Raw genomic sequence first — 22,451 nt, 5'->3', positions numbered from 1 at the left:
GCTTATTGAGGCTCGCGGCCCGCGGCCGTGCCGCCGATCAGGTCGGCGGGGCCGCCGTCGATCGGGACCTGGCTGGACGGGCGGTTGACGGTGGCCGGATCGGGCAGGTGGGGCGCGCGGGCGTCGCGCGGGGCGCGCTCGGTCTCGCGCGGGGCGGGGGCTTCGAGGTCGGCCATGCGGCCGCAGGCGGCGGCGAAAACGCCGATCAGAACGAGGGCGCCGGCGGCGATCAGTTTCTTCATCACGATGTCCTTCACGCGAGACGCGTCTTCCACTCGGCGATGCGCGCGCGAACCTGTTCCGGCGCGGTCCCCCCGAAGCTCTGGCGGCTGGCGCAGGAAGCCTCAGGGGTGAGCACCTTGTAAACGGCTTCGGTCACGCCGGGATGCAGGCTCTGCAATTCGGCGAGCGGCAGTTGCGCCAGGCCCACGCCCAGCTGTTCCGCGCGCTTGACGGCCGCGCCCGTGACATGGTGCGCCTGGCGGAAGGGAAGGTCAGCCTCGCGCACAAGCCAGTCGGCGAGATCGGTGGCGGTGGAGAAGCCCCAAGAGGCCGCCTCGGCCATCCGTTCCGTGTTCGGACGGAAGGCGGACGCCATGGCCGTCATGGCTGTCAGGGCCAGGTCCAACGCGTCCATAGCCTCGAAGACCGGCGGCTTGTCCTCCTGCATGTCCTTGGAATAGGCGAGCGGCAGGCCCTTCATCACGGTCGACAGGGCGACGAACGACCCAATGATCCGGCCGGTCTTGGCGCGGACCAGTTCGGCGGCGTCGGGGTTGCGCTTTTGCGGCATGATCGAAGAGCCGGTGGTCAGGTCGTCGGGCAGGGTCACGAAGCCGAACATGGGCGTCATCCAGACCACGATCTCCTCGGCCAGACGCGATAGGTGTCCGGCCGTGATCGAGGCGGCGGCCAGGGTCTCCAAGGCGAAATCACGGTCGGAGACTGAGTCCAGCGAGTTGGCCATGGGGCGGTCGAAGCCGAGCGCGGCGGCCGTCGCGTGGCGGTCAATGGGGAAGGGCGACCCGGCCAGGGCGGCGGCGCCGAGCGGGCTCTCGTTCATCCGGGCGCGGGCGTCGACGAACCGCCCGGCGTCGCGACCGGCCATCTCGACATAGGCCATCAGGTGGTGGCCAAGGGTCACCGGCTGGGCGGTTTGCAGATGGGTGAAGCCGGGCATCAGGTCGCCGGCGTGCTGTTCCGCGCGCTCCAGCAGGGCTCGTTGCAGGGCCTTCAACTGCTGCACCGAGCGGTCGCAGGCGTCGCGGACCCAGAGGCGGAAGTCTAAGGCGACCTGATCGTTGCGGCTGCGGGCGGTGTGCAGGCGACCCGAGGCTTCGCCGATCAGCTCCGATAGCCGCGCCTCGACGTTCAGGTGGATGTCTTCGTATTCGTCGCGGAAGGGGAAGGTCCCGGCTTCGATCTCGGACTGGATGGCGTCGAGCCCGCCCAGGATCGCGGCGCCGTCCTCAGGCCTCACGATGCCCCGGTCGATCAGCATGCGGCAATGGGCGCGCGAGCCCGCCAAATCCTGGGCCCACAGGCGCTTGTCGACGCTGATGGAGACGTTGATCGCCTGCATGATGTCGGCGGGCTTGGCGGAAAAGCGTCCGCCCCATAGGGTCTGGCCGGATTGCGGCGACTGCCCGGCTTTCGCCGGGTCTTGGGGGTTGGACATGAGCGGCTCGAAAAGGGGCGTCTGGATCGGGGGAGCGCTCGCGCTGGCGGTTGTCGCCGGCGGAACGGTCGGGACCCTATACGCCATGCAAGCCGGTCCTTTCAAAGCCGCGACGCCCCCGGCGGCGGAAAAGAGCGAACTGAGCCGTTTCGCGGTCGGATCGCTGGCTTCCCTGGACACCCCCGCAGTGCTGGACCCCGCGCCCGACTATATCTTCAAGGATCGCGAGGGCGGCGATGTCCGCTTCGCCGACTTCCGGGGCAAGGTGGTGCTGGTCAATCTATGGGCCATGTGGTGCTCGCCATGCCGGACCGAGATGCCGACGATCGCAGCGCTGGCCACGGCCTATCCGGGTGGCGACCTGATGGTGCTGCCGATCAATGTCGATACGGGCGACGACAAGGTGGCGGACGCGAGGAGCTTCCTGGACGTGCACGACCCACTGCCCTTCTACGGCGACCCGAAATTCCAGCTGCCGTTCGAGTTTCCGGGCAAGGGCAAGATGCCCCAGACGATCCTGCTGGACCGTCAGGGGCGAATCCGTGCGGCCTTCGCCGGCGAGGCGGACTGGAACAGCGCAGAAGCCAGGGCGCTGATCGACGCGGTGCTGGCGGAACCCGCCGCGACCTAAATCTCCGTTCGTCCATCCGGTCCGGTCGACACGGGCGTCTGAGGCAGGCGGGGCCGTGTTCGGACTGTCGAATGGATTTTTATCCTCGACATGAATCGGGCCTGTATCACCGTTGCACCCCAGCGAAGGCCAGGGTGCTCGGACATGGATGACTAGTGCGTCGGGGCGGGGACGCGTTGGTCGGTGGAGGGGTTGACGGCGCCGGGCTTGCCTTCGGCGGCGGCCTCGGCCTGATTGGCCTCCAGATGATCGGCGACGTTGCCGGCGCCGGTCTCGACCGCTTGGGCCGCCTTCATCGCGCCGGCTTCGAGGACTTCACCGGCCTGTGCCGCGACCTCGCCCGCCTTGTCGGCAGCTTCGCCGGCCGCGACCTCGGCCTTGTCGCCGGCCACCTCGGCTTTGGCTTCTGTTTGTTCCTGTTCGGCCTGGGTGCAGGCCACGGCGCCCAGCGAGAGGGCGGCGATGGCGGAGGCGGCCAGCAGCGACGGAATACGGATGGTCATGGGAAGCTCCCGGACAAGGTTGAACCTTGGCCGTGAACGCCGCGAGTTACATTGGGTTGCGGAGCCGGACCTGGCAGGGGATGCGCTGGTGGCTGGAGGCGGGATCGAACCGCCGACCTGTGGGTTATGAATCCACCGCTCTAACCATCTGAGCTACCCAGCCCAGCGCATCGGCCATCGTCTGGCCAAGGCCGGACGACGCGAGAGGCGTGCGTATATAGTCGCCGCCCCTCCGGTTCAAGTCGCTTGAACGTGCGAGGTGATCTGCGACCTGCTGTCGCGTGGAGCCGGGCGCGGGAACGGCCGAGCTTACGGACCGTTCCATGGCGCTGGCCGCCCAGTTTTTCCCGGAGTTTCCATGCGCCCGATGCTTTTCGCCGCCACCACGTCTCTGCTCTTTCTGGCCGCCGCCTGCGGAGCCAATGGAGAACCGCAGGATGCGCCGGGATCGGCAGCCTCCGTCGAGACGCGCGAGGCCAACGGCGCCAATCAGACGCCGGCCTTCCCCGGCCAGACCCGCGCGCCGGGCGTGACGACGGAAGGGACCCTGACGCATTCGGTGGTGGCCTCGGGACTGGTCCATCCGTGGGGTCTGGCCCTGCTGCCCGACGGGAACTGGCTGGTCACCGAGCGGCCGGGGCGGATGCGGATCGTCAGCGCCACGGGAACGCTGGGCGAGCCGATCGCCGGCCTGCCCGCCGTCGATGCGCGAGGTCAGGGAGGGCTGCTGGATGTGATCCTGTCGCCGGGCTTCGCCACCGATCGCACCATCTTCTGGAGTTATGCCGAGCCGCGCGAGGGCGGCAACGCGACGGCCGTAGCGCGCGGCGTCCTGTCGGAGGACGGGTCGCGGGTGTCGGACGTGCGGGTGATCTTCCGGGCCATGCCGACCTATGACGGCGACAAGCATTTCGGCTCTTCGCTGGCCTTCGATCCGGCCGGGCATCTGTTCATCACGCTCGGCGAACGCTCCGATGCGCCGATGCGGCCGCAGGCCCAGGATCTGGGCTCGCACATGGGCAAGGTGATCCGCATCAACGCCGACGGCAGCGTGCCCCAAGACAACCCCTTCGTCGGCCAGGCCGGGGCACGGCCGGAAATCTGGTCCCTGGGCCACCGCAATGTGCAGGGCGTCGCGGTGCAGCCGGGCACGGGCGCGGTCTGGACCATCGAACACGGAACACGCGGCGGCGACGAGCTCAACCGGCCGCAGGCCGGCAAGAACTACGGCTGGCCGATCATCGCCTATGGCATCGAATATCGGGGCGGACCGATCAACGAGGGGATCACGGCGCGCGAGGGGCTGGAACAACCGGTCTACTACTGGGATCCGGTGATCGCGCCGGGCGGCCAGACCTTTTATTCGGGCACCATGTTCCCAGGCTGGGAGGGCAATCTGCTGATCGGCGGTCTGGCCGGAAAGTCGCTGACGCGGCTGGTGCTGGAGGGCGATCGGGTAGTCGGCGAGGAGCGGCTGCTGACCGGGCTGGGCGAGCGGATCCGCGACGTGGCCGTGGCGAGCGACGGGGCGGTGTGGGTGATCACCGACGAGGAAGACGGCAAACTGGTGCGGCTGGCGAAGGCTGAATAGCCCCTCTCCCGCAAGGGAGAGGGTTCCTGGGGTCAGATGTGGATCGCGTGGCCGAGGGCGCGCAGGCTGGCCTCATGGAAGGCCTCGCCCAGGGTCGGGTGAACGTGGATGACCCCCGCGACGTCCTCCAGCACCGCCCCCATCTCCAGCATCTGGGCGAAGCTGTTGGACAGTTCGGCGACGTGCTGGCCCACGGCCTGGACGCCCAGGATCCGGTGATCGGTCTTGGACGCCAGCACGCGGACGAAGCCGCCGTCCTCGCCCGCCTCGATGGCCAGGGCGCGGCCGATGGCGGCGAGGGGGAAGACGGCGGTGATGACGTCGTCACGGCCCGAAACATCGAGCGGGCCAAGGCCGGCCGAGACGATCTCCGGCTCGGTGAAACAGACGGCGGCGATGGTGACGGGGTCGAATCGCCTGTCGTGACCGGCGATGATCTCGGCTACGACCTCTCCCTGCGCCGAGCCCTTGTGGGCCAGCATGGGTTCGCCGGTCAGGTCGCCGACCGCCCAGACATTCTTCATCGAGGTGGCGCAGCGGTCGTCGACCTTCACGAACGGCCCGGCCATGGCCACGCCCATGTTCTCCAGACCCCAGCCCTGGGTGCGCGGACGACGGCCCACGGTGACCAGGACCTTGTCGGCGTCCAGTTGCAGCGGCTCGCCGTCCTTGGTCGTGATCGACAGTTTGCCGTCCCCGAACCCGCCCGCGCGGGCGCCGAGGTGCAGCTCCACGCCGTGGTCGGTCAGCCATTTGGCGACCGGGTCGGTCAGGGCCTTGTCGTAGAGAGGCAGGATGCGCTCGGCCATCTCGACGATGGCGACCTGGGCGCCCAGTTTGCGATAGGCGATGCCCAGCTCCAGCCCGATATAGCCGCCGCCGACGACGACCAGCTTGCCCGGCACGGCGTCCAGCGACAGGGCCTCGGTCGAGGAGATGACGTCGCCGCCAAACGGCAGGAAGGGCAGTTCCACAGGCTCGGATCCCGTGGCCAAGATGACGTGTTCGGCGCTGATCGTGATGGGGCCGTCGGCGCTCTCCACGCGGCAGGTCTTGGCGTCCTGGAAGGTCGCCCAGCCCTTGATGACCTTGACCTTGGCCTTCTTCAGCAGGGCCGCGACGCCGCCGTTTAGCTTACGGACGATGCCGTCCTTCCACGCGACGGTCTTTGACAGGTCGATCGCCGGTTCGGACGCCGTTATGCCCAGAGTACCGTCGCCGGCGGCCTTGGACACGGTCTCGAACTTCGACGCTGCGTGGATGATGGCCTTCGATGGAATGCAGCCGACGTTCAGGCAGGTGCCGCCGAGACCGTCGGAGCCGTCAACGAGCACGGTGTCCAGCCCCAGCTGGCCGCAACGAATGCCGGCGACGTAGCCGCCAGTGCCGGCGCCGATGATGAGGACTTTGGTCTTGATCTGCTGCATCTCAGCCCATCCATAGGGTGGCGGGATGCTCGAGCAGTCCCTTGATCCGCTGCACGAAGACGGCGGCGTCGTGGCCGTCGACGATGCGGTGATCGAAGCTGGACGACAGGTTCATCATCTTGCGGACCACCATCTGGCCGTTCCGCACCACGACCCGCTCCTCGATCTTGTTGGGGCCGACGATGGCGACCTCGGGGTGATTGATGATCGGGGTGTGGACGACGCCGCCGAGGGTGCCCAGGGAGGTGATGGTGATGGTCGAGCCGGACAGCTCCTCGCGCTTGGCCGAACCGTCCTTGGCCGCGCCGGAGACGCGGGCGATCTCGGTCGCGGTGTCGTAGGGATCGCGCGCTTCGGCGTGGCGGACGACCGGCACCATCAGGCCGTTCGGCGTCTGGGCGGCGATGCCCAGATGGACGGCGGCGTGCTGGGTCAGGACGCCGCCCTCGTCGTCATAGGTCGCGTTGATCTGCGGCTGTCCGCGCAGGGCCACGACGATGGCGCGGGCGATGAAGGGCAGGACGTTGAGCTTGGGCTTGCCGGTCTGTTTCGCCTGGGCGTTCAGATGGGCGCGCAGCTCCTCCAGCGCCGTCATGTCGATCTCTTCGACATAGGTGATGTGCGGGATGCGCCGGACGCTCTCGGCCATCTTCTCCGCGATCTTGCGGCGCAGGCCGATGATGCGGACTTCCGTCGTGCCTTCGGCCTTGGCGTAGGTCGAAAGGGGCGATGCTCCGTGTTCGGAAGGTCCGCGCGCGCCATGAGCGACGAAGGCGTCCAGGTCGCCGTGCTCGATGCGACCGGCCGGGCCCGAGCCGGGCACGAACTGCAGTTCCAGACCCAGTTCGCGGGCGCGCTTGCGCACCGCCGGGGAGGCCAGAGGACGAACGCCGGGCGTCTGGGCCTTGCGGGCGACGGGCGCGGCTTCGGCGGCCGGCGCCGGCTTGGCCTTGGGCGCTTCGACCTTCGGCGCGGGAGCGGCGGCCGGGGCTGGAGCCGGGGCGGGGACTGGGGCAGGCTTCGGCGCAGCGGCCATATTGCCGGCGCCTTCAACGTCGAAGCCGACCAGGGCGCCACCGACGGCCGAGGCCTTGCCCACTTCGCCGTAGAGGGCCGCGACACGACCGGAGACCGGCGAGGTCAGTTCGACGGTGGCCTTGTCGGTCATGACCTCGGCCAGGAGTTGATCCTCCTCCACCATGTCGCCGACCGCGACGTGCCAGGCGACCAGTTCGGCCTCGGCCGTGCCTTCGCCGACGTCGGGCAGTTTGAAGACGTAGTTGCCGGCGGCGGTCGCCGTCGGAGCGGCCTCGATGACGTCTTCGACCTCGGGGGCTTCCAGAGCGGGGGCGGCTTCAAGTTCCGGTTCGGCGACCGGGGCGGGCTCGGGTTCGGCGGAGGCGTTGCCCGCGCCCTCGATCTCGAATTCCACCAATGGGCCGCCGACCGGCGACATGACGCCGGGTTCGCCGTGCAGGGCAGTGACCACGCCGCTGACGGGCGACGTCAGTTCGACGGTCGCCTTGTCGGTCATGACGTCGGCCAGAAGCTGATCTTCCGAGACCGTGTCGCCCACCTTGACGTGCCAGCCGACGAGCTCGGCCTCGGCGGTGCCTTCACCCACGTCGGGCAGTTTGAAGACATAGCGTCCCATTACCGGCCTCCCGCCATGACGGACTTCAGCGCGTCGGAAACCCGTTGCGGGCCGGGGAAGTATTCCCACTCGAAGGCGTGCGGATACGGCGTATCCCACCCGGCGACGCGGGTGACCGGCGCTTCTAGATGGTAGAAGCAGCGTTCCTGGACCAGGGCGCTGAGCTCTCCTCCGTACCCGGACGTCTTCGGTGCCTCGTGCACGATGACGCAGCGCCCAGTCTTCTTCACCGAGGCCTCGATGGTCTCGATGTCGAGCGGCACGAGCGAGCGCAGGTCGATGACCTCGGCGTCCACGCCCGCGTGGTCGGCGCCGGCCAGCGACACCCAGACCATGGAGCCGTAGGCCAGGACGGTAACGTCATTGCCCTCGCGCATGACCCGCGCCTTGCCCAGAGGAATCGAATATTTGCCGGTCGGGACCTGGGCCAGCTCCTGGGTCTTCCAGGGCGAGACCGGGTTCTGGTGCCAGCCGTCGAAAGGGCCGTTGTAGAGGCGTTTCGGTTCGAAGAAGACGACCGGATCGTCGTCCTCGATGGCCGCGGTCAGCAGGCCTTTGGCGTCATAGGGGTTGGACGGAATGACGACCTTCAGACCCGCGATATGGGTGAAGAGGGCTTCGGGCGACTGGGAGTGGGTCTGGCCGCCGAAGATGCCGCCGCCGTAGGGGCTGCGGATCGTGATCGGCGAGGTGAACTGACCGCCCGAGCGATAGCGCATCTTGGCCGCTTCACTGACGATCTGGTCGTAGGCCGGATAGATGTAGTCGGCGAACTGGATCTCCACGACCGGACGGATGCCGTAGGCGCCCATGCCGATGGCGGCGGCGACGATGCCGCATTCTGAGATCGGCGCGTCAAAGCTGCGGGTCAGGCCGTGCTTTTCCTGCAGCTTGTCAGTGACGCGGAACACGCCGCCGAAATAGCCGGCGTCCTCGCCGAAGGAGAGGACGTTGGGATCCTCGGCCATCTTGACGTCGATGGCGGAGTTCAGCGCCTGGATCATGTTCATCGGCGCGACGGCCGGAGCCTCGGGCGCTTCCGAGGCCGGGGCGTGGGTCTGATCGACCATGTCGGGTTCGATGCCGTCGGCGCGGTCGGCGTCGGTGAAAGTCTGTTCGGTCATCGGGTCAGACTCCCACTTCGCGGCGCTGTTCGGTCAGGCGCCAGTCGTCGGTGGCGAAGACGTCCTCGAACATGGTCTTCACCGAGGGGCGCGACTGGCCGAGGGTGCCGATGGCCTCGGACGCCTTGCCGGCGGCGCGGACCTGTTCGACGGCGTCAGCCTCGGCTTCCGCCTGCTGTTCGTCCGACCATTCGCCGAGCGCGATCAGGTGCTGCTTCAGGCGGACGATCGGGTCGCCCAGCGGCCATTTCTCGTGCTCGTCGCCGGGGCGGTAGCGGCTGGGGTCGTCGGAGGTGGAGTGCGGGGCGCCGCGATAGGTGAAGAGCTCGATCACCGTGGCGCCCTGGTTCGAGCGGGCGCGCTCCTCGGCCCACTGGGTCGCGGCCCAGACGGCCAGGAAGTCGTTGCCATCGACGCGCAGGGCCGGGAGGCCGTAGCCGATGGCCTTGGAGGCGAAGGTCGTCTCCATCCCGCCGGCGATGCCCTGGAAGGACGAGATGGCCCACTGGTTGTTGACGACGTTCAGGATCACCGGCGCGCGATAGACGGCGGCGAAGGTAAGCGCGTTGTGGAAGTCGCCTTCCGCCGTGGCGCCGTCGCCGATCCAGCTGATGGCGATCTTGTCGTCACCCTTGTAGGCCGAGGCCATGGCCCAGCCGACGGCCTGCGGCACCTGGGTGCCGAGGTTCCCCGAGATGGTGAAGAAGCCATAGTCCTTGGCCGAATACATGATCGGCAGCTGGCGGCCTTTGATCGGGTCCGAGGCGTTGGAATAGATCTGGTTCATCATCTCGACGAGCGGATAGCCGCGCGCGATCAGAAGCCCCTGCTGGCGATAGGTGGGGAAGCCCATGTCCTCGCGGCTCAGGATCATCCCCTGCGCGACCGCGATCGCCTCCTCGCCGGTGCATTTCATATAGAAGCTGGTCTTGCCCTGGCGATGGGCGCGATGCATCCGATCGTCGAAGGCGCGGGTCAGGATCATCGCCTTCAGACCCTTCTTCAGGGTTTCGGCGTCCAAACGCGGGTTCCACGGACCGACCGCGGTGCCCTCATCGTCCAGCACGCGAACCAGGCGGAAGGCCAGGTCCAGCATCTGCACGGGCCGCGCATCGACCGGCGGCCGGTCCACGGCGCCCGCGACGTCGAGTTTCAGGTGACTGAAATCAGGCGTGTCGCCGGGACGCCCTGAGGGCTCCGGCACGCGCAGGGAGAGCGGCTTGGTGTTCCTGGTCATTCCATCCTGCCGTTCGGTTGATCCGACCGCATAACTATTGGCGGCTGGATAGCATGGGCTTCAAATCAAGGCTCGCCTATTTTCGCCTTGCACCATCCCAGTTTAGGGTATTTTATTGCGCAATAACGATAAATGGAGAAACGCATTGGCGGACGAACTGGATCCCATCGACGCTCGAATTCTCGACATCCTGCAGCAGGACGCTGGATTGTCGGTCGCGGAAGTCGCCGAGCGCGTGGGTTTGTCGGCCTCGCCGTGCTGGCGCCGGATAAAGAGACTGGAAGATTCCGGTCTCATTCGCAAGCGTGTCACTCTGCTCGACGCCGTCTTGCTGGGTCTGGACTTCGAGGTCTACGCCATCGTCAAGCTGATGCTGCCGTCCAAGGAGAACCTCGACGTGTTCGAGGCGGCCGTCGCGACCTGGCCCGAAGTGGTCCAGTGCGCCACCATCACGGGCCGCGAGGACTATGTGTTGCGGATCATCACTTCGGACATGCACGCCTTCGACCAGTTCCTGCGCGAGAAGCTGCTCAGCCTGGGCATCGTCTCCGACTGCGAGAGCCACATCGTCACGCGCGGCGTGAAGAATGTGACCACCCTGCCGCTGGGCATCATCACGCCTCACGTGCAATAGATTCGGTTACAGATAGAGGAGCCCCCCTATGATCGAGATGGTGATCGACGCCCGCAAGAAGGACCTCGGCGGCTTCGAGGTCGGGCGGATCCTGCCGTTCCACTCGCGCCGGATGGTCGGGCCCTTCATCTTCCTGGATCACATGGGGCCGGCCGAGTTCGCACCGGGTTCAGAGGCGATCAATGTCCGCCCTCATCCCCACATCGGCCTGTCGACCCTGACCTATCTGTTCGAGGGCGAGATCATGCACCGTGACAGCCTGGGCTATACCCAGGCGATCCGGCCGGGCGAGGTCAACTGGATGACGGCCGGCAAGGGCATCGTCCACTCCGAACGCACCGACCCGCTGAAGAAGGCACAAGGGGGCCCGATGAACGGGATGCAGGCCTGGATCGCCCTGCCCGACGAGGCCGAGGAGATCGATCCGTCCTTCCAGCACTATGGCGAGGACGCCCTGCCGGCCTATGAGAACGGCGGCCTGTTCGCGCGGCTGGTGGCGGGCGAAGCCTACGGCGCCAAGGCCAATGTGAACACCTCGTCGCCGCTGTTCTATGTGCACTGGGAGATGCAGGAGGGGGTGCGCACCGCGCCGCCTCCGGGCAAGGGCGCGGGCGGCATGTCCGAACGCGCGCTCTATGTCGCCAAGGGCCAGGTCGAGGTCGGCGACCGCACCTTCCACGAAGGTCAGATGATCGTGCTGGAACCGCACGCCGAGCCGACGGTGAAATCCCTGACACAGTCGACGGTCATGGTTCTGGGCGGCGAGCCGATCGGCCAGCGGCTGATCTGGTGGAATTTCGTGGCGTCGTCGCAGGCCCGTCTGGATCAGGCCAAGGAAGACTGGAAACAGGGTCGGATGAAGCTGCCGGACGAGGACGATCTGGAATTCATCCCGCTGCCGGAAGATGCGGCGGTGACGACGCGGTCGGAGCCCCTTCCGCCGAGGCCTGAGCCGACGCATCCGGTCTAGGGCTGCCTGGCGCCTGTCGTGCGCACCACCCAATCCACCACGGTCGAGATCGCTTCCGGGGCCAGGGTCTCGGTGTTTGATCCATATTCGTTGGGCAGACCGGTGGTCGCGTGCTGCATGAGGTGGTTGAGGCCCGGCAGGACGACGACCTCGGCGGCGGGCTGGACCCGCGCCAGGGCTTCGGCGTTCTGGTCGGCCGGCACCTGGAGGTCCTTGCCGCCGTAGAGCGCCAGCAGCGGAACGCGCAGTTCTGCGAGAGCGGGTGCAGGATCGTGCGAGGCGAACCAGCGGTACCAGGGTGAACTTAGCAGGCGTACGCCCGCCTGGGCCTGGGCGGCAGGCTGTCCGGCGGCGACCAGGACCGCCTCGGCCTCGCGAGCGGCGGCGGGGCCGTCGTTCTTGTTGCGAACGACAGCGGCCATGACCTCACCCTGGACACGACGCGCCTCCGCCACCTGATCGGGTGAAGCGCCGCCGGCCTGGGCCAGACGGGCGGCTTGTTCGGTGATGATGTCGGCGCCGGATACGGCCTGTCCGGCGATCATGACGATGAAGGCCGCGGGCGCGCCTTTCGACACGGCCAGGGGTCCGGTCATGCCGCCCTCGCTATGGCCCACGAAACCGATACCCGCGGGGTCGATTTCGGGCCGGGTCCGCAGGAAGGCCATAGCCGCGGCCGCGTCGCCGGCGAAGTCCTCGGAGGTTTCGCTCGCCGTGCCTCCGCCGGATCCGCCCACGCCCCGATCATCGAAGCGCAACACCGCCACGCCGCGCCGGGTCAGGGCGTCGGCCCAGACAGCGAAGGGCTTGTGGTTGAAGATCGTCTCGTCCCGATCCTGCGCGCCCGACCCCGTCAGCAGCACGACAGCCGGGAAAGGCCCCGCTCCCGCAGGGACCGTCAAAGTCCCGGCCAGGGTGATGCCGGCGCCGGTGTTCGCGAAGGTTACGTCTTCGGAGGCGTAGGGAAGGGGCGGGACGGGCGTCTGGGGTCGGCTGGGCGGCGCAGAAACCGCGACGTCGGCGGCCGGCGCCGCGCGGGTCAGGATCAGGGGTAGCGACCCTCCGCCCTGGGCCAGGGTCCCGGTCCAGGTCGAGCCGTCCGCCGATCGCGCACCCTCGAACCGGCCGCCTACCGCGGGCGCCGTGAAGCGGACGACGCCCGACGATTCCGACAGGCCTGTCACCGGGATATCGCGGGCGTTCTGCGTCGGGCTGTCCATCATGGCGACGAAACCGTCCGGCGCTTGAGCAACGCGAATGACGATCGGAATGGAAGCTTCGCCGACGCGAATGACGCCCTCCCAGCGACCGGCCAAATCGGCGATCGTCGCCTGGGCCGGAGCCTCAGCCATAGCCATTGCTTCGATCATGGTCGGTCTCCCCCTCAACAGGCCTGACTAGATCAGACCGGTGGGGGGCGGGGCAAGTCCGCGCTCGGCCCCGAGGCTTTTCAGAAATCCGATCAGGGCCGCATTGACCTCTCCAGGGCGTTCCTGCTGCAGCCAGTGACCTGCACCGGGCAGGACGGTCTGGAAGCGAAGATCGGTCAGCCAGTCCTTGAGGGTCGCTTCATGCTGGCCGGCGTAGTGGCGAACCGGGTCCCTCTCGCCAACGATGAACATCGAGGGCTGACGGATCCTGGCGTCCTGCAGGAAGGCGGTCAGGGCCCAGTTGCGATCGATGTTGCGATACCAGTCGAGGGGCCCCTTGAAACCGCCGGCAGTGAAAGCCGCGACGTATTCGCCGTGGTGCGCCTCGCTCATCCACGGCGGCAGGGTCGCGTCCTCGGCGACCTCAGACAGGAAGTTGTGGCCGGGCGCGATGAAGCCGGTGGATTGACGCTCGGTCGGGGTCGCGCCGTCGTAGGCGTAGAAGCCCTTGCGTAGGCCGTTGGGGACATCCGCCTCGAAGATCCGATGATGGTCCGGGTCTTGAAACTGGTTGATATACAGCTCGCCGAGACCCGCACGCTTCGACATGGCCGCCATGATCGGGGTCGGGGCGCCGCCCGGACGACGCGGCTGAAACGGCACCGACAGGCCGGCGACGGCGGTAAAGACGTCCGGCCTCATCAGGGCGCAGTGCCAGGCGACCGGCGCTCCCCAGTCGTGACCGACGACGGCGCAACGGGTCTCTCCGAGCGCCCGGACCAGATCGACCATGTCGCCGACGAGGTCGAGGATCGTGTAGGCCCCGGTTTCCGCCGGCTTTTCCGTGCCGCCATAGCCGCGCATATCTGGGGCGACTGCGTGATAGCCGGCCTCGGCCAACGCCTTCACTTGCGCGCGCCAGCTGATTCCCAACTCCGGGAAGCCGTGGATCAGGAGGACGAGAGGGCCTTCGCCCGCTTCCAGCACCTGCTGTTTAAGGCCATCGGTCGTTACGATCCGGGTCTGCATGGCGTCGGTCTCCGAACGGGGCCTTTGAAGCCGGACGCCGCGTCGTGCATTGATGTCGCAATGACCCGCATGACCAGCTTTTCCGACGGTACGATCGTTCCGGTTCTCGGCCAAGGGACATGGATGATCGGCGACGATCCCAAGACCCGGGACGCCGAACAGGCGTCCTTGTCGCGCGGTCTCGACCTGGGTCTGACCTTGATCGACACCGCCGAACTGTATGGTGACGGCCGGGCCGAACGGCTGGTCGGGGAAGTCATCCAGGGACGGCGGGATGAGGTCTTCCTCGTCTCCAAGATCCGGCCCGAGCACGCCGGCGAGATGACCATGATGCTGCACGCCGAGAAGTCGCTGGAGCGTCTCGGTGTCGACCGGATCGACCTCTATCTGCTGCACTGGGAAAGCCGGTTTCCGATGGAGGAAATCGTCGCCGGGTTCGAGGAACTGATCGACGAGGGGATGATCGCGCGCTGGGGCGTATCGAACCTGGACCTGCGCGCCATGAACCGGCTGATGGAGGTCGAGGGCGGCGAGCGCTGCGCCGCGAACCAGCTCCTCTACAATCTCGGGTCGCGAGGGATTGAGTTCGACCTTCTGCCGTGGTCGCAGGAACAGTTGATGCCGGTGATGGCCTATTCGCCGCTTGGCCGGGGCGGATTGCTGGAGCATCCGACCCTGCTCGCCGTAGCCGATCGACACGACGCCGCTCCGGCCCAGATCGCGCTGGCGTTTGTGCTGCGCCACGAGGGCGTCATCGCGATCCCCAAAGCCTCCAGCATCGCACACGTGGAGGCGAACGCCGCCGCTCTGGAGATCAAGCTCGACCCGGAGGATATCGAGGCCCTGGATCGCGCCTTCCCGCCCCCACGACCGCACAGCCGCTCGACATCATCTGATGTCGTAACGAAGGCTGACGGAGCCTGACGCGGCGTACGGCCACGCTTTGACACTGAGCGTCGGTCAGCTACAAAAATCGCCATTACGCCAGCATGTCGCCGGCGTTGGGGGAATTTCAATGCGTAACCTGTTCCTGACCATCGCGGCCGTCGCCGCGTTCGCCGCTCCGGTCGCCGCCTCGGCCCAGACCGAAGCCGTCTCGTTCTCGATCGAGAACAACTCGGACAAGACCATCGTCTCGATCCTGTACGGCCAGTCGTCGTCGGAAGACTGGAGCGACGACATTCTGGAAGGCATCATCGAACCGGGCCAGACCGTCCACGTCGAGGTCGACGACGACCTTGAGGACTGCATGTACGACTTCTTCTACTCGTTCGACGACGACACCCACTACGTCGAGCGCGTCGATATGTGCGAGATCAACGGCGAAACGTTCGAGTTCACCGGCGGCTGACCCCTCAACCGATCGCGAACGAAATACGGCCCCGGGAGCGATCCCGGGGCCGTTGTCGTTTCCAGGCGTGACCGCGGTCAGGCCGCGGCCTTGGCCCCCGTGAACTTGCCGTAGAAGGTCTCGCCCTGCGCCGCCATGTCGCGCAGCAGCTGCGGCGGGGTGAAGCGGTCGCCGTACTGGGCGGCGTATTTGTCCGCCTGTTCCACGAAGGCCGCCACGCCGATCTGGTCGATGTAGGTGATCGGGCCGCCGGTCCAGGGCGCGAAGCCCCAGGCCAGGATGGCGCCGACATCGGCCTCGCGCGGGTCGTCGATGACGCCCTCTTCCCAGCATTTCGCGACCTCCACCGCCTGGCGATAGAGCAGGCGCTGCTTCTGGTCCTCGACCAGTTCCGGCGTCGAGTCGTCGATCTTGACCGGCGCCAGCTCGGATAGACCCTTCCAGAGCGTCTTCGGCTTGGTCTCGTAGTCGTAGAAGCCCTTGCCGTTCTTGCGACCGTAGCGGCTGAGGTCTTCCACCATGGTGCGGACGATCTCGGCGCCCGGCAGGGGCACGTATTGGTCGCCGAGGTCGATGGCGGTCTGTTTCGACACCTTGACCGACAGGTCGAGCGCGACGTCGTCGTGCATCTCCAGCGGGCCGCGCGGCATGCCGGTGGCGCGACCGATGTTGTCGATCAGAGCCGGGGCATAGCCCTCCTCCAGCATCGCCAGACCTTCGGCAATATAGGTGGCGAAGCAGCGCGAGGTGTAGAAGCCGCGGCCGTCGTTGACGACGATCGGGGTCTTCTTGATCTTCATGACGTAGTCCAACGACTTCGCGATCGCCGCCTCGCCGGTCTTCTCGCCCAGAATGATCTCGACCAGCATCATCTTGTCGACCGGCGAGAAGAAGTGGATGCCGATGAAGTCCTCGGGGCGCACGCTCGCCTCGGCCAGGCCGGTGATCGGCAGGGTCGAGGTGTTCGATCCGAACACCGCGCCCGGCTCCAGCTGGGCTTCGGCGCGCTTGGTCACGTCCGCCTTGATCTCGCGGTTTTCGAACACGGCCTCGATCACCAGGTCCGAGCCCTTGATCTGGTCGTAGTCGGTGGTGGCGAGGACCGAGGCCAGCAGGGCGTCATACTTGTCCTGCGACAGCTGACCGCGCGACAGACGCTTTTTCAGCAGTTCCTCGACGTGGGCCTTGCCCTTGTCGGCGTCTTCCTGGGTGCGGTCGATCAGGATGGTCTGGATGCCGGCCAAGGCCTGCACATAGGCTATCCCTGCGCCCATCATGCCGGCGCCGATGACGGTGACCTTCTTAGCGTCCGAAGGCGGCACGTTGGCGGGACGCACGGCGCCCTTGTCCAGCTCCTGCTTCGACAGGAACAGGCTGCGAATCATCCCCTGCGCCTGCGGCGTCATCAGTGTCTTGATGAAGTAGCGGGTTTCGATGCGCAGGGCCGCGTCCATCGGCACCTGCAGGCCTTCGTAAACGGCCTTCATCAGGTTGGTCGCGGCCGGATAGTTGCCGTAGGTCTGTTTGCGGATCATGGCATTGCCGACGATGAAATTCTGCACGCCCACCGGGTGGTAGGGGCCGCCGCCTGGCTGTTTGAAGCCCTTGTCGTCCCAGGGCTGCTGCGCCTTGCCGCCACCCTTGATCCAGGTCTTGGCGGCCTCGACCTCGGAGCCCGCCGGGACGACCTCATGGATGAAGCCGCTCGACTTGGCTTCTGCCGGACGGAAGGACTTGCCCTCGGTCATGGCCATCATGGCCGCCTGCACGCCGATCAGGCGCGGCAGGCGCTGGGTGCCGCCGCCCCCGGGGAACAGGCCGACCTTGATCTCCGGCAGACCCAGCTGGATCTTCGGGCTGTCGCCCGCGACGCGGTAGTGGCAGGCCAGGGTCAATTCCAGACCGCCGCCGAGCGCCAGACCGTTGATAGCCGCCGCCACCGGCTTGCCGCAGGTCTCCAGCGCGCGCAGCGAGCCGTTCATTTTCCAGCCGGCGTCGAACGCCGTCTGCAGGTCGCCCGAGCCCGAAAGCAGGCCCGCGGCCATGTCGCCGAGGTCGGCGCCGGCGCAGAAGCCCGAGGCCTTGCCCGAGGTGATGACCGCGCCCTTGATGGCGTCGTCGGTCTTGATGCGTTCGACCAGCTGCGGCAGCTCGTCCATGACCGTGCCGGTCAAGGTGTTCATCGAGCGGCCCGGCACGTCGAAGGTGACCAGGGCGATGCCGTCGGCGTCGACGTCGATCTTGAAGTTTTCCATATCCATTCGCTCCCGGATCAAACGCGTTCGATGACGGTGGCGGTGCCCATGCCGCCGCCGATGCACAGGGTGATGAGGGCGGTTTCCTTGTTCGAGCGTTCCAGCTCGTCCAGGGCGATGCCGGTGATCATGGCGCCGGTGGCGCCCAGGGGGTGACCCATGGAGATGCCGCCGCCGTTCACGTTGATCTTGTCGTGCGGGATGTTCAGCGCCTGCATGTAGCGCAGGACCACGGCGGCGAAGGCCTCGTTCAGCTCCCAGACGTCGATGTCGGCGACGGTCATGCCGAGCTTGTTCAGCAGCTTCTGGGTCACGAACTCGGGGCCCGTCAGCATGATCGAGGGCTCCGAGCCGATCGAGGCCGCGCCCTTGATGCGGGCGCGGGGCTTGAGGCCCAGAGCCTTGCCGGCCTCCAGCGAACCGATCAGGACGCCGGCCGAACCATCGACGATGCCGGACGAGTTCCCGGGCGTGTGGACGTGGTTGACGCGCTCGACCTCGGGGTAGCGCTGGTTGATCACGGCGTCGAAGGCCATCTCGCCCATCATGGCGAAGGAGGGATTCAAGGCGCCGAGGGTCTGCATGTCCGTGTTCGGACGGATGGTCTCGTCACGATCCAGGATGGTCAGGCCCAGCTGGTCCTTCACCGGCACGACCGACCCCGTGAACCGGCCCTCGGCCCAGGCGGCCGCGGCGCGCTTGTGCGATTCCATTGAATAGGCGTCCACGTCGTCGCGGCTGAAGCCGTACTTCGACGCGATCATGTCCGCCGAGACGCCCTGGGGAACGAAATAGGTCGGGAAGGCTGAGTTCGGATCGACCGGCCAAGCGCCGCCGTCCGAGCCCATGGGCACCCGGCTCATGGCCTCGATGCCGCCGCCGACGGCGAAATCGGCCTCGCCGGCCTTCACCTTGGCGGCGGCCATGTTCACGGCTTCCAGGCCCGAGGCGCAGAAGCGGTTGATCTGCACGCCCGCGACCGTCTGGGCCCAGCCGGCGTTCAGCACGGCGGTGCGGGCGATGTCGGACCCCTGCTCGCCCACCGGCGAGACGCAGCCCAGGATGACGTCGTCGACCTTGGAGGTTTCCAGCCCATTGCGATCACGCAGGGCCTCCAGCACCTGGGTGGCCAGCGACAGGGCGGTGATCTCGTGCAGCGATCCGTCCTTCTTGCCCTTGCCGCGCGGCGTCCGCACGGCGTCATAGATATAGGCCTCGGTCATGGTGAGTCAGTCTCCAATGAGGACGGATCGAGCGTGAAGCGTCTAAAGCCGACGTTTACGTCAACGTCAAGATAAGAGTTGTCGCGCCTTGGAACAGCCCCAGACGCGGGAGATATCTCAACGATGATCCTTCGTGCCTTTCTCGCCTCCGTACTCCTGACAGGCCTGGCGGCTCCGGTCGCCGTCAGGGGCCAGTCCGATACGAGGGCGCAGTCGGTGTTGATCGAGCCGGCTTCGGAAGAGGCGAGGACGCTGAGATCCGTCGTTCCGGCGGACGACGCCCGGCCGTCCGACGAGATCGAGACCCGGCTCCTGATCGCCCACAATCGCGAGCGGGCCGGCGCCAATGTCCGCCCCCTCATCTGGAGCGAGGCGCTGGAATCCGAGGCGCGCGACTGGGCCCGCGAACTGATCGCCAGCAATCGCTTCGCCCACGATCCACGCCCGCACGGGCATGGCGAAAATCTGTGGATGGGCTGGGGCCGGCGGGTGTTCACGCCCGAAGACATGGTCGGCGCCTGGATCGAGGAGCGGCGGGACTATCGCCCCGGCGTGTTTCCGGCCGTCAGCCGGACGCGCGACTGGGTGGATGTGGGCCACTACACCCAGCTGATCTGGCGCGGCACGACTCACGTCGGCTGCGCGATCGCGAGCCGGGGCGACACGTCGATCCTCGCCTGTCGCTATTCGCCGCCGGGGAACGTCGACGGCCAGCGGCCCTGATCACGCTGGGGCGCGGCAGACCGCCTCGATAGCGAAAACGTCAGGACGCGATAGTCGAGGGGCGCAAGAGGCGCCTCGTAGACGGCGCGGGACCGGTCGATGTCACTGACATCGACGCAGATGGGGTCGAGCATCAAGTCCTCTCCATCGATCGCGTGATCAAGACCTGAAGCCGGCGATACGTCCAATAGCGAACGGAGAAGAACGACTCTCACCTAGCTTGGCGGTCGGAACAGGCAGCGGCGCCACGCCTTTTCGGGCTCTGACGTTTCAATCCTGGAGGAAGAAGCCATGGCCCAGACCTACGAACAGATGGACGCGATCGCGATGCTGAAGGCCGATCACCGCAAGGTGGAAGACATCTTCGCATCGTTCGAAAAGGCGACCGGCAAGGCGAGGAAGCAGTCCCTGGCCGAACAGGCCTGTCTGGAGTTGAAGGTCCACACGATCATCGAGGAAGAAATCTTCTATCCCGCATGCCGCGGCGCGGACGTCGAGAGCGACGATATCGACGAGGCCTATGTCGAGCACGACGCGGCCAAGGTCCTGATCAACGACATCGAGGCGGGCGGCCCGGACGAGGCCTTCTACGACGCCAAGGTCAAGGTCCTGTCCGAGATGATCGAGCACCACGTTGAGGAAGAGGAGAAGCGCTCCGAGGGCCTCTTCGCCCAGGCCCGCGCGGCCGGCCTCGACATGGACGCCCTGGCCGAGCGGATGCGTGCGCGCAAACAGACGGCGATGGCGGAGTTCAAGGCCGGCGCGCCGGCGGAGACGAGGACCTTCGAGGGCGACGATATGGACTCGGCCCTGATCGAGGACGATGGCGTGGATCGGTCCGCCGCCCCCGACCTCGACGCGCGCTAGTCGGCCTTGAGGCGCTTGAGGTCCGGCGGGGTGGCTTCGTCGGTGAGGATGCGGATCGCTTCTTCGACGGACACCACCTCCTGGGCCTGCGAGCCCAGACGACGGATGGCCACCTCGCCCTTCTCAGCCTCGTTTCGGCCGACGACGGCGATGACGGGCACCTTGCCGACCGAGTGTTCGCGCACCTTGTAGCCGACCTTCTCGTTGCGCAGGTCGGTCTCCACCCGAAGGCCGGCGGCGCGGAACTTGGCCGCCACCTCCTCGGCATAGCCGTCGGCGTCGGAGGTGATGGTCGCCACCACGGCCTGGGTCGGCGCCAGCCACAGGGGGAAGGCCCCGGCGTAGTTCTCGATCATGATGCCGATGAAGCGCTCGAAGCTGCCCAGGATCGCCCGGTGCAGCATGACCGGGCGGTGCTTCTGGCCATCCTCAGCGATATAGGTGGCGTTCAGCCGCTCCGGCAGGACGTAGTCCAGTTGGATCGTCCCGCAGGTCCATTCGCGGCCGATGGCGTCCTTGACGATGAAGTCGAGCTTCGGAGCATAGAAGGCGCCGTCGCCCTCGGTGACGACCGGCTCGGTCCCGGCGGCGCGGGCGGCCTCGGCCATCAGGGCCTCGGCCTTGTCCCAGAACTCGTCCGAGCCGGCGCGATTTTCGGGCCGAGTGCCCAGGCTGATGTAGGCCGTCTCCATGCCCAGGTCGGCATGGACGCTGCGGGCCAGTTTGATGAACTCGGCCGTCTCCTCGACGATCTGGTCTTCGCGGCAGAAGATGTGGGCGTCATCTTGGGTGAAGCCGCGCACTCGCATCAGGCCGTGCAGCGACCCCGACGGCTCATATCGGTGGCAGGCCCCGAACTCGGCCATGCGCAGCGGCAGTTCGCGATACGACCGCTGACCCTGATCGAAGATCTGGACGTGGCCGGGGCAGTTCATGGGCTTGAGGGAGAGCTCCTCGCCCTCGACCGTCTCGCAGACGAACATGTTGGGGCGGTACTTGTCCCAGTGACCGCTCTGTTCCCAGAACTTCCGGTCCAGCACCTGGGGCGTCTTGACCTCGACATAGCCGGCGGCGTCGAGGCGGCGGCGCATATAGGCCTCCAGGATGCGCCACAGGACCCAGCCCTTGGGATGCCAGAAGACCATCCCCCGGCCCTCTTCCTGCATGTGGAAGAGCTCCATGGCCCTGCCGACCTTGCGGTGGTCCCGCTTCTCGGCCTCCTCCAGACGCTGGAGGTGGGCGTCCAGATCTTCCTTCGTCGCCCAGGCGGTGCCGTAGATACGCTGCAGCTGTTCGCGGTTTGAATCCCCACGCCAGTAGGCCCCCGCCAGCTTGGTCAGCTTGAACGCCTTCCCGACCGACTTCGTAGAGGGGAAGTGCGGGCCGCGGCACAGGTCGATCCAGTCGCCCTGGCGATACAGCGTTATGGTCTGGTCGGCAGGCAGGTCGCGGATCAGCTCGGCCTTGAACTTCTCGCCCCGGGCTTCGAAGAAGACGATGGCCTCGTCGCGGTCCCAGACCTCGCGTTCGAACTTGGCGTCGCGATCCACGATCCGACCCATCTCCTTTTCGATGGCGGCGAAGTCGTCGGTCGAGAACGGCGTCTCCCGGTAGAAGTCGTAATAGAAGCCGTCGTCGATGGCCGGTCCGATCGTCACCTGGGTGCCGGGGAACAGGGTCTGGACGGCTTCGGCCAGGACGTGGGCCGTGTCGTGGCGGATGGTATAGAGCGCCTCGGGATCGTCGCGCATGATCAGGCGGAAGGACCCGCCCGTCTCCAGGACCCGGTTCAGGTCGCGCTGCTCCCCGTTCAACTCGGCCAGCACGGCCTTCTTGGCCAGGGACGGCGAGATGGCGTGGGCCACGTCGCGGGCGGTGGAGCCGGCCGGATATTCACGCACGGCCCCGTCGGGGAATTTCAGTTCAATCATGGGGTCTTGGTCTCGACTGGCGGAACCGGGTCGTATCCCGACCCGCCGAAGGGGTGGCATTTACAGAGCCGACGCACGGTCAGCCACCCTCCTTTTCGCAATCCATGCTGGATCAGGGCGTCGCGGCCATAGTCCGAACAGGTGGGCAGAAACCGGCACGACTGGCCGAAGAAGGGGCTGAGCGTCACCTTGTAGCCGCGATGGGCCGCGCGGACGCTGCGTTCGAAGAGGGTGCTGCCGGAGCTGGCCATTG

Annotated in this window: 21 protein-coding genes and 1 tRNA gene; 8 read left to right on the top strand and 14 right to left on the bottom strand. The window is 67.0% G+C overall.

Translation table 11 applies throughout. The features are described 5' to 3' along the window. Window positions 1–2: 2 nt before the first annotated feature. Together O5O43_RS13215 and argH are read right to left on the bottom strand one after the other, a co-directional pair. Complete coding sequence (locus tag O5O43_RS13215) at window positions 3–242, bottom strand: hypothetical protein (RefSeq protein ID WP_271084358.1); 240 nt, start codon at window positions 240–242, stop codon at window positions 3–5. A gap of 11 nt (window positions 243–253) precedes the next feature. Beyond that, window positions 254–1,678 carry an argininosuccinate lyase gene (argH, locus tag O5O43_RS13210; RefSeq protein ID WP_271084357.1) on the bottom strand — a complete coding sequence of 475 codons (1,425 nt, stop codon included), beginning with the start codon at window positions 1,676–1,678 and terminating at the stop codon, window positions 254–256. Between argH and O5O43_RS13205 the strand changes: the two genes are divergently transcribed. Beyond that, complete coding sequence (locus tag O5O43_RS13205) at window positions 1,677–2,309, top strand: TlpA disulfide reductase family protein (protein WP_271084356.1); 633 nt, start codon at window positions 1,677–1,679, stop codon at window positions 2,307–2,309. The genes argH and O5O43_RS13205 overlap by 2 nt on opposite strands. Before the next feature lie 152 nt (window positions 2,310–2,461). Here O5O43_RS13205 and O5O43_RS13200 read toward each other — a convergent pair whose 3' ends face one another. Together O5O43_RS13200 and O5O43_RS13195 are read right to left on the bottom strand one after the other, a co-directional pair. Then, window positions 2,462–2,812 carry a hypothetical protein gene (locus O5O43_RS13200; protein WP_271084355.1) on the bottom strand — a complete coding sequence of 117 codons (351 nt, stop codon included), beginning with the start codon at window positions 2,810–2,812 and terminating at the stop codon, window positions 2,462–2,464. Window positions 2,813–2,898: 86 nt separating this feature from the next. Then, window positions 2,899–2,975 (bottom strand) — tRNA-Met (locus O5O43_RS13195). Window positions 2,976–3,170: 195 nt separating this feature from the next. Between O5O43_RS13195 and O5O43_RS13190 the strand changes: the two genes are divergently transcribed. Beyond that, complete coding sequence (locus O5O43_RS13190; protein ID WP_271084354.1) at window positions 3,171–4,403, top strand: PQQ-dependent sugar dehydrogenase; 1,233 nt, start codon at window positions 3,171–3,173, stop codon at window positions 4,401–4,403. A 32-nt stretch (window positions 4,404–4,435) separates the two neighbouring features. On the opposite strand, the gene lpdA is transcribed toward O5O43_RS13190, so the two are convergent. The 4 genes from lpdA to O5O43_RS13170 are packed head-to-tail and all read right to left on the bottom strand — an operon-like array spanning window position 4,436 to window position 9,845. Next, window positions 4,436–5,830 carry a dihydrolipoyl dehydrogenase gene (lpdA, locus tag O5O43_RS13185; RefSeq protein WP_271084353.1) on the bottom strand — a complete coding sequence of 465 codons (1,395 nt, stop codon included), beginning with the start codon at window positions 5,828–5,830 and terminating at the stop codon, window positions 4,436–4,438. Window position 5,831: 1 nt separating this feature from the next. Further along, the gene (locus tag O5O43_RS13180) at window positions 5,832–7,484 is read right to left on the bottom strand and encodes a 2-oxo acid dehydrogenase subunit E2 (RefSeq protein WP_271084352.1); all 1,653 of its coding nucleotides are present in this window, start codon (window positions 7,482–7,484) and stop codon (window positions 5,832–5,834) included. Further along, window positions 7,484–8,554, bottom strand: coding sequence for an alpha-ketoacid dehydrogenase subunit beta (locus tag O5O43_RS13175; protein ID WP_348637159.1), 1,071 nt, complete (start codon window positions 8,552–8,554; stop codon window positions 7,484–7,486). The genes O5O43_RS13180 and O5O43_RS13175 overlap by 1 nt, the downstream gene beginning before the upstream one ends. Before the next feature lie 58 nt (window positions 8,555–8,612). Continuing rightward, on the bottom strand, window positions 8,613–9,845 hold the full coding sequence (locus O5O43_RS13170) for a 3-methyl-2-oxobutanoate dehydrogenase (2-methylpropanoyl-transferring) subunit alpha (RefSeq protein ID WP_271084350.1): 1,233 nt from the start codon (window positions 9,843–9,845) through the stop codon (window positions 8,613–8,615). 145 nt (window positions 9,846–9,990) lie between these two features. On the opposite strand from O5O43_RS13170, the gene O5O43_RS13165 reads away from it, so the two are divergent. Both O5O43_RS13165 and O5O43_RS13160 read left to right on the top strand, forming a co-directional pair. Further along, window positions 9,991–10,479, top strand: a complete 489-nt coding sequence (locus tag O5O43_RS13165; RefSeq protein WP_271084349.1) for an Lrp/AsnC family transcriptional regulator — start codon at window positions 9,991–9,993, stop codon at window positions 10,477–10,479. Between the two features lie 28 nt (window positions 10,480–10,507). Then, window positions 10,508–11,449: a pirin family protein gene (locus O5O43_RS13160; protein ID WP_271084348.1), complete on the top strand. Its 942-nt coding sequence runs from the start codon at window positions 10,508–10,510 to the stop codon at window positions 11,447–11,449. On the opposite strand, the gene O5O43_RS13155 is transcribed toward O5O43_RS13160, so the two are convergent. Together O5O43_RS13155 and O5O43_RS13150 are read right to left on the bottom strand one after the other, a co-directional pair. Continuing rightward, complete coding sequence (locus tag O5O43_RS13155; RefSeq protein ID WP_271084347.1) at window positions 11,446–12,819, bottom strand: alpha/beta hydrolase; 1,374 nt, start codon at window positions 12,817–12,819, stop codon at window positions 11,446–11,448. The genes O5O43_RS13160 and O5O43_RS13155 overlap by 4 nt on opposite strands. Window positions 12,820–12,846: 27 nt before the next feature. Continuing rightward, on the bottom strand, window positions 12,847–13,848 hold the full coding sequence (locus tag O5O43_RS13150) for an alpha/beta hydrolase (RefSeq protein ID WP_271084346.1): 1,002 nt from the start codon (window positions 13,846–13,848) through the stop codon (window positions 12,847–12,849). 60 nt (window positions 13,849–13,908) lie between these two features. On the opposite strand from O5O43_RS13150, the gene O5O43_RS13145 reads away from it, so the two are divergent. Both O5O43_RS13145 and O5O43_RS13140 read left to right on the top strand, forming a co-directional pair. Further along, the gene (locus tag O5O43_RS13145) at window positions 13,909–14,772 is read left to right on the top strand and encodes an aldo/keto reductase (protein ID WP_271084345.1); all 864 of its coding nucleotides are present in this window, start codon (window positions 13,909–13,911) and stop codon (window positions 14,770–14,772) included. Window positions 14,773–14,863: 91 nt separating this feature from the next. After that, window positions 14,864–15,199: a hypothetical protein gene (locus O5O43_RS13140; protein WP_271084344.1), complete on the top strand. Its 336-nt coding sequence runs from the start codon at window positions 14,864–14,866 to the stop codon at window positions 15,197–15,199. Window positions 15,200–15,276: 77 nt separating this feature from the next. Here O5O43_RS13140 and O5O43_RS13135 read toward each other — a convergent pair whose 3' ends face one another. Further along, window positions 15,277–17,454, bottom strand: a complete 2,178-nt coding sequence (locus O5O43_RS13135; RefSeq protein WP_271084343.1) for a 3-hydroxyacyl-CoA dehydrogenase NAD-binding domain-containing protein — start codon at window positions 17,452–17,454, stop codon at window positions 15,277–15,279. A 17-nt stretch (window positions 17,455–17,471) separates the two neighbouring features. Beyond that, a complete protein-coding gene (locus tag O5O43_RS13130) occupies window positions 17,472–18,677 on the bottom strand; it encodes an acetyl-CoA C-acetyltransferase (RefSeq protein ID WP_271084342.1) in 1,206 nt (401 codons plus the stop codon). A gap of 123 nt (window positions 18,678–18,800) precedes the next feature. On the opposite strand from O5O43_RS13130, the gene O5O43_RS13125 reads away from it, so the two are divergent. Together O5O43_RS13125 and O5O43_RS13120 are read left to right on the top strand one after the other, a co-directional pair. After that, window positions 18,801–19,400 carry a CAP family protein gene (locus tag O5O43_RS13125; RefSeq protein WP_271084341.1) on the top strand — a complete coding sequence of 200 codons (600 nt, stop codon included), beginning with the start codon at window positions 18,801–18,803 and terminating at the stop codon, window positions 19,398–19,400. Between the two features lie 291 nt (window positions 19,401–19,691). Continuing rightward, complete coding sequence (locus O5O43_RS13120) at window positions 19,692–20,267, top strand: hemerythrin domain-containing protein (protein ID WP_271084340.1); 576 nt, start codon at window positions 19,692–19,694, stop codon at window positions 20,265–20,267. Here the strand turns inward: O5O43_RS13120 and thrS are convergent. Both thrS and yidD read right to left on the bottom strand, forming a co-directional pair. Beyond that, complete coding sequence (thrS, locus tag O5O43_RS13115) at window positions 20,264–22,198, bottom strand: threonine--tRNA ligase (RefSeq protein ID WP_271084339.1); 1,935 nt, start codon at window positions 22,196–22,198, stop codon at window positions 20,264–20,266. The genes O5O43_RS13120 and thrS overlap by 4 nt on opposite strands. Then, window positions 22,195–22,449: a membrane protein insertion efficiency factor YidD gene (gene yidD / locus O5O43_RS13110; protein WP_271084338.1), complete on the bottom strand. Its 255-nt coding sequence runs from the start codon at window positions 22,447–22,449 to the stop codon at window positions 22,195–22,197. Before yidD ends, thrS begins: the two co-directional genes overlap by 4 nt. Between the last annotated feature and the right edge of the window lie 2 nt (window positions 22,450–22,451).

Source organism: Brevundimonas sp. NIBR11, assembly GCF_027912535.1.
Taxonomy (GTDB): Bacteria; Pseudomonadota; Alphaproteobacteria; order Caulobacterales; family Caulobacteraceae; genus Brevundimonas.
The sequence above is the reverse complement of the archived record's forward strand: the minus strand, read 5'-3'. Positions and strand labels throughout refer to the sequence as shown.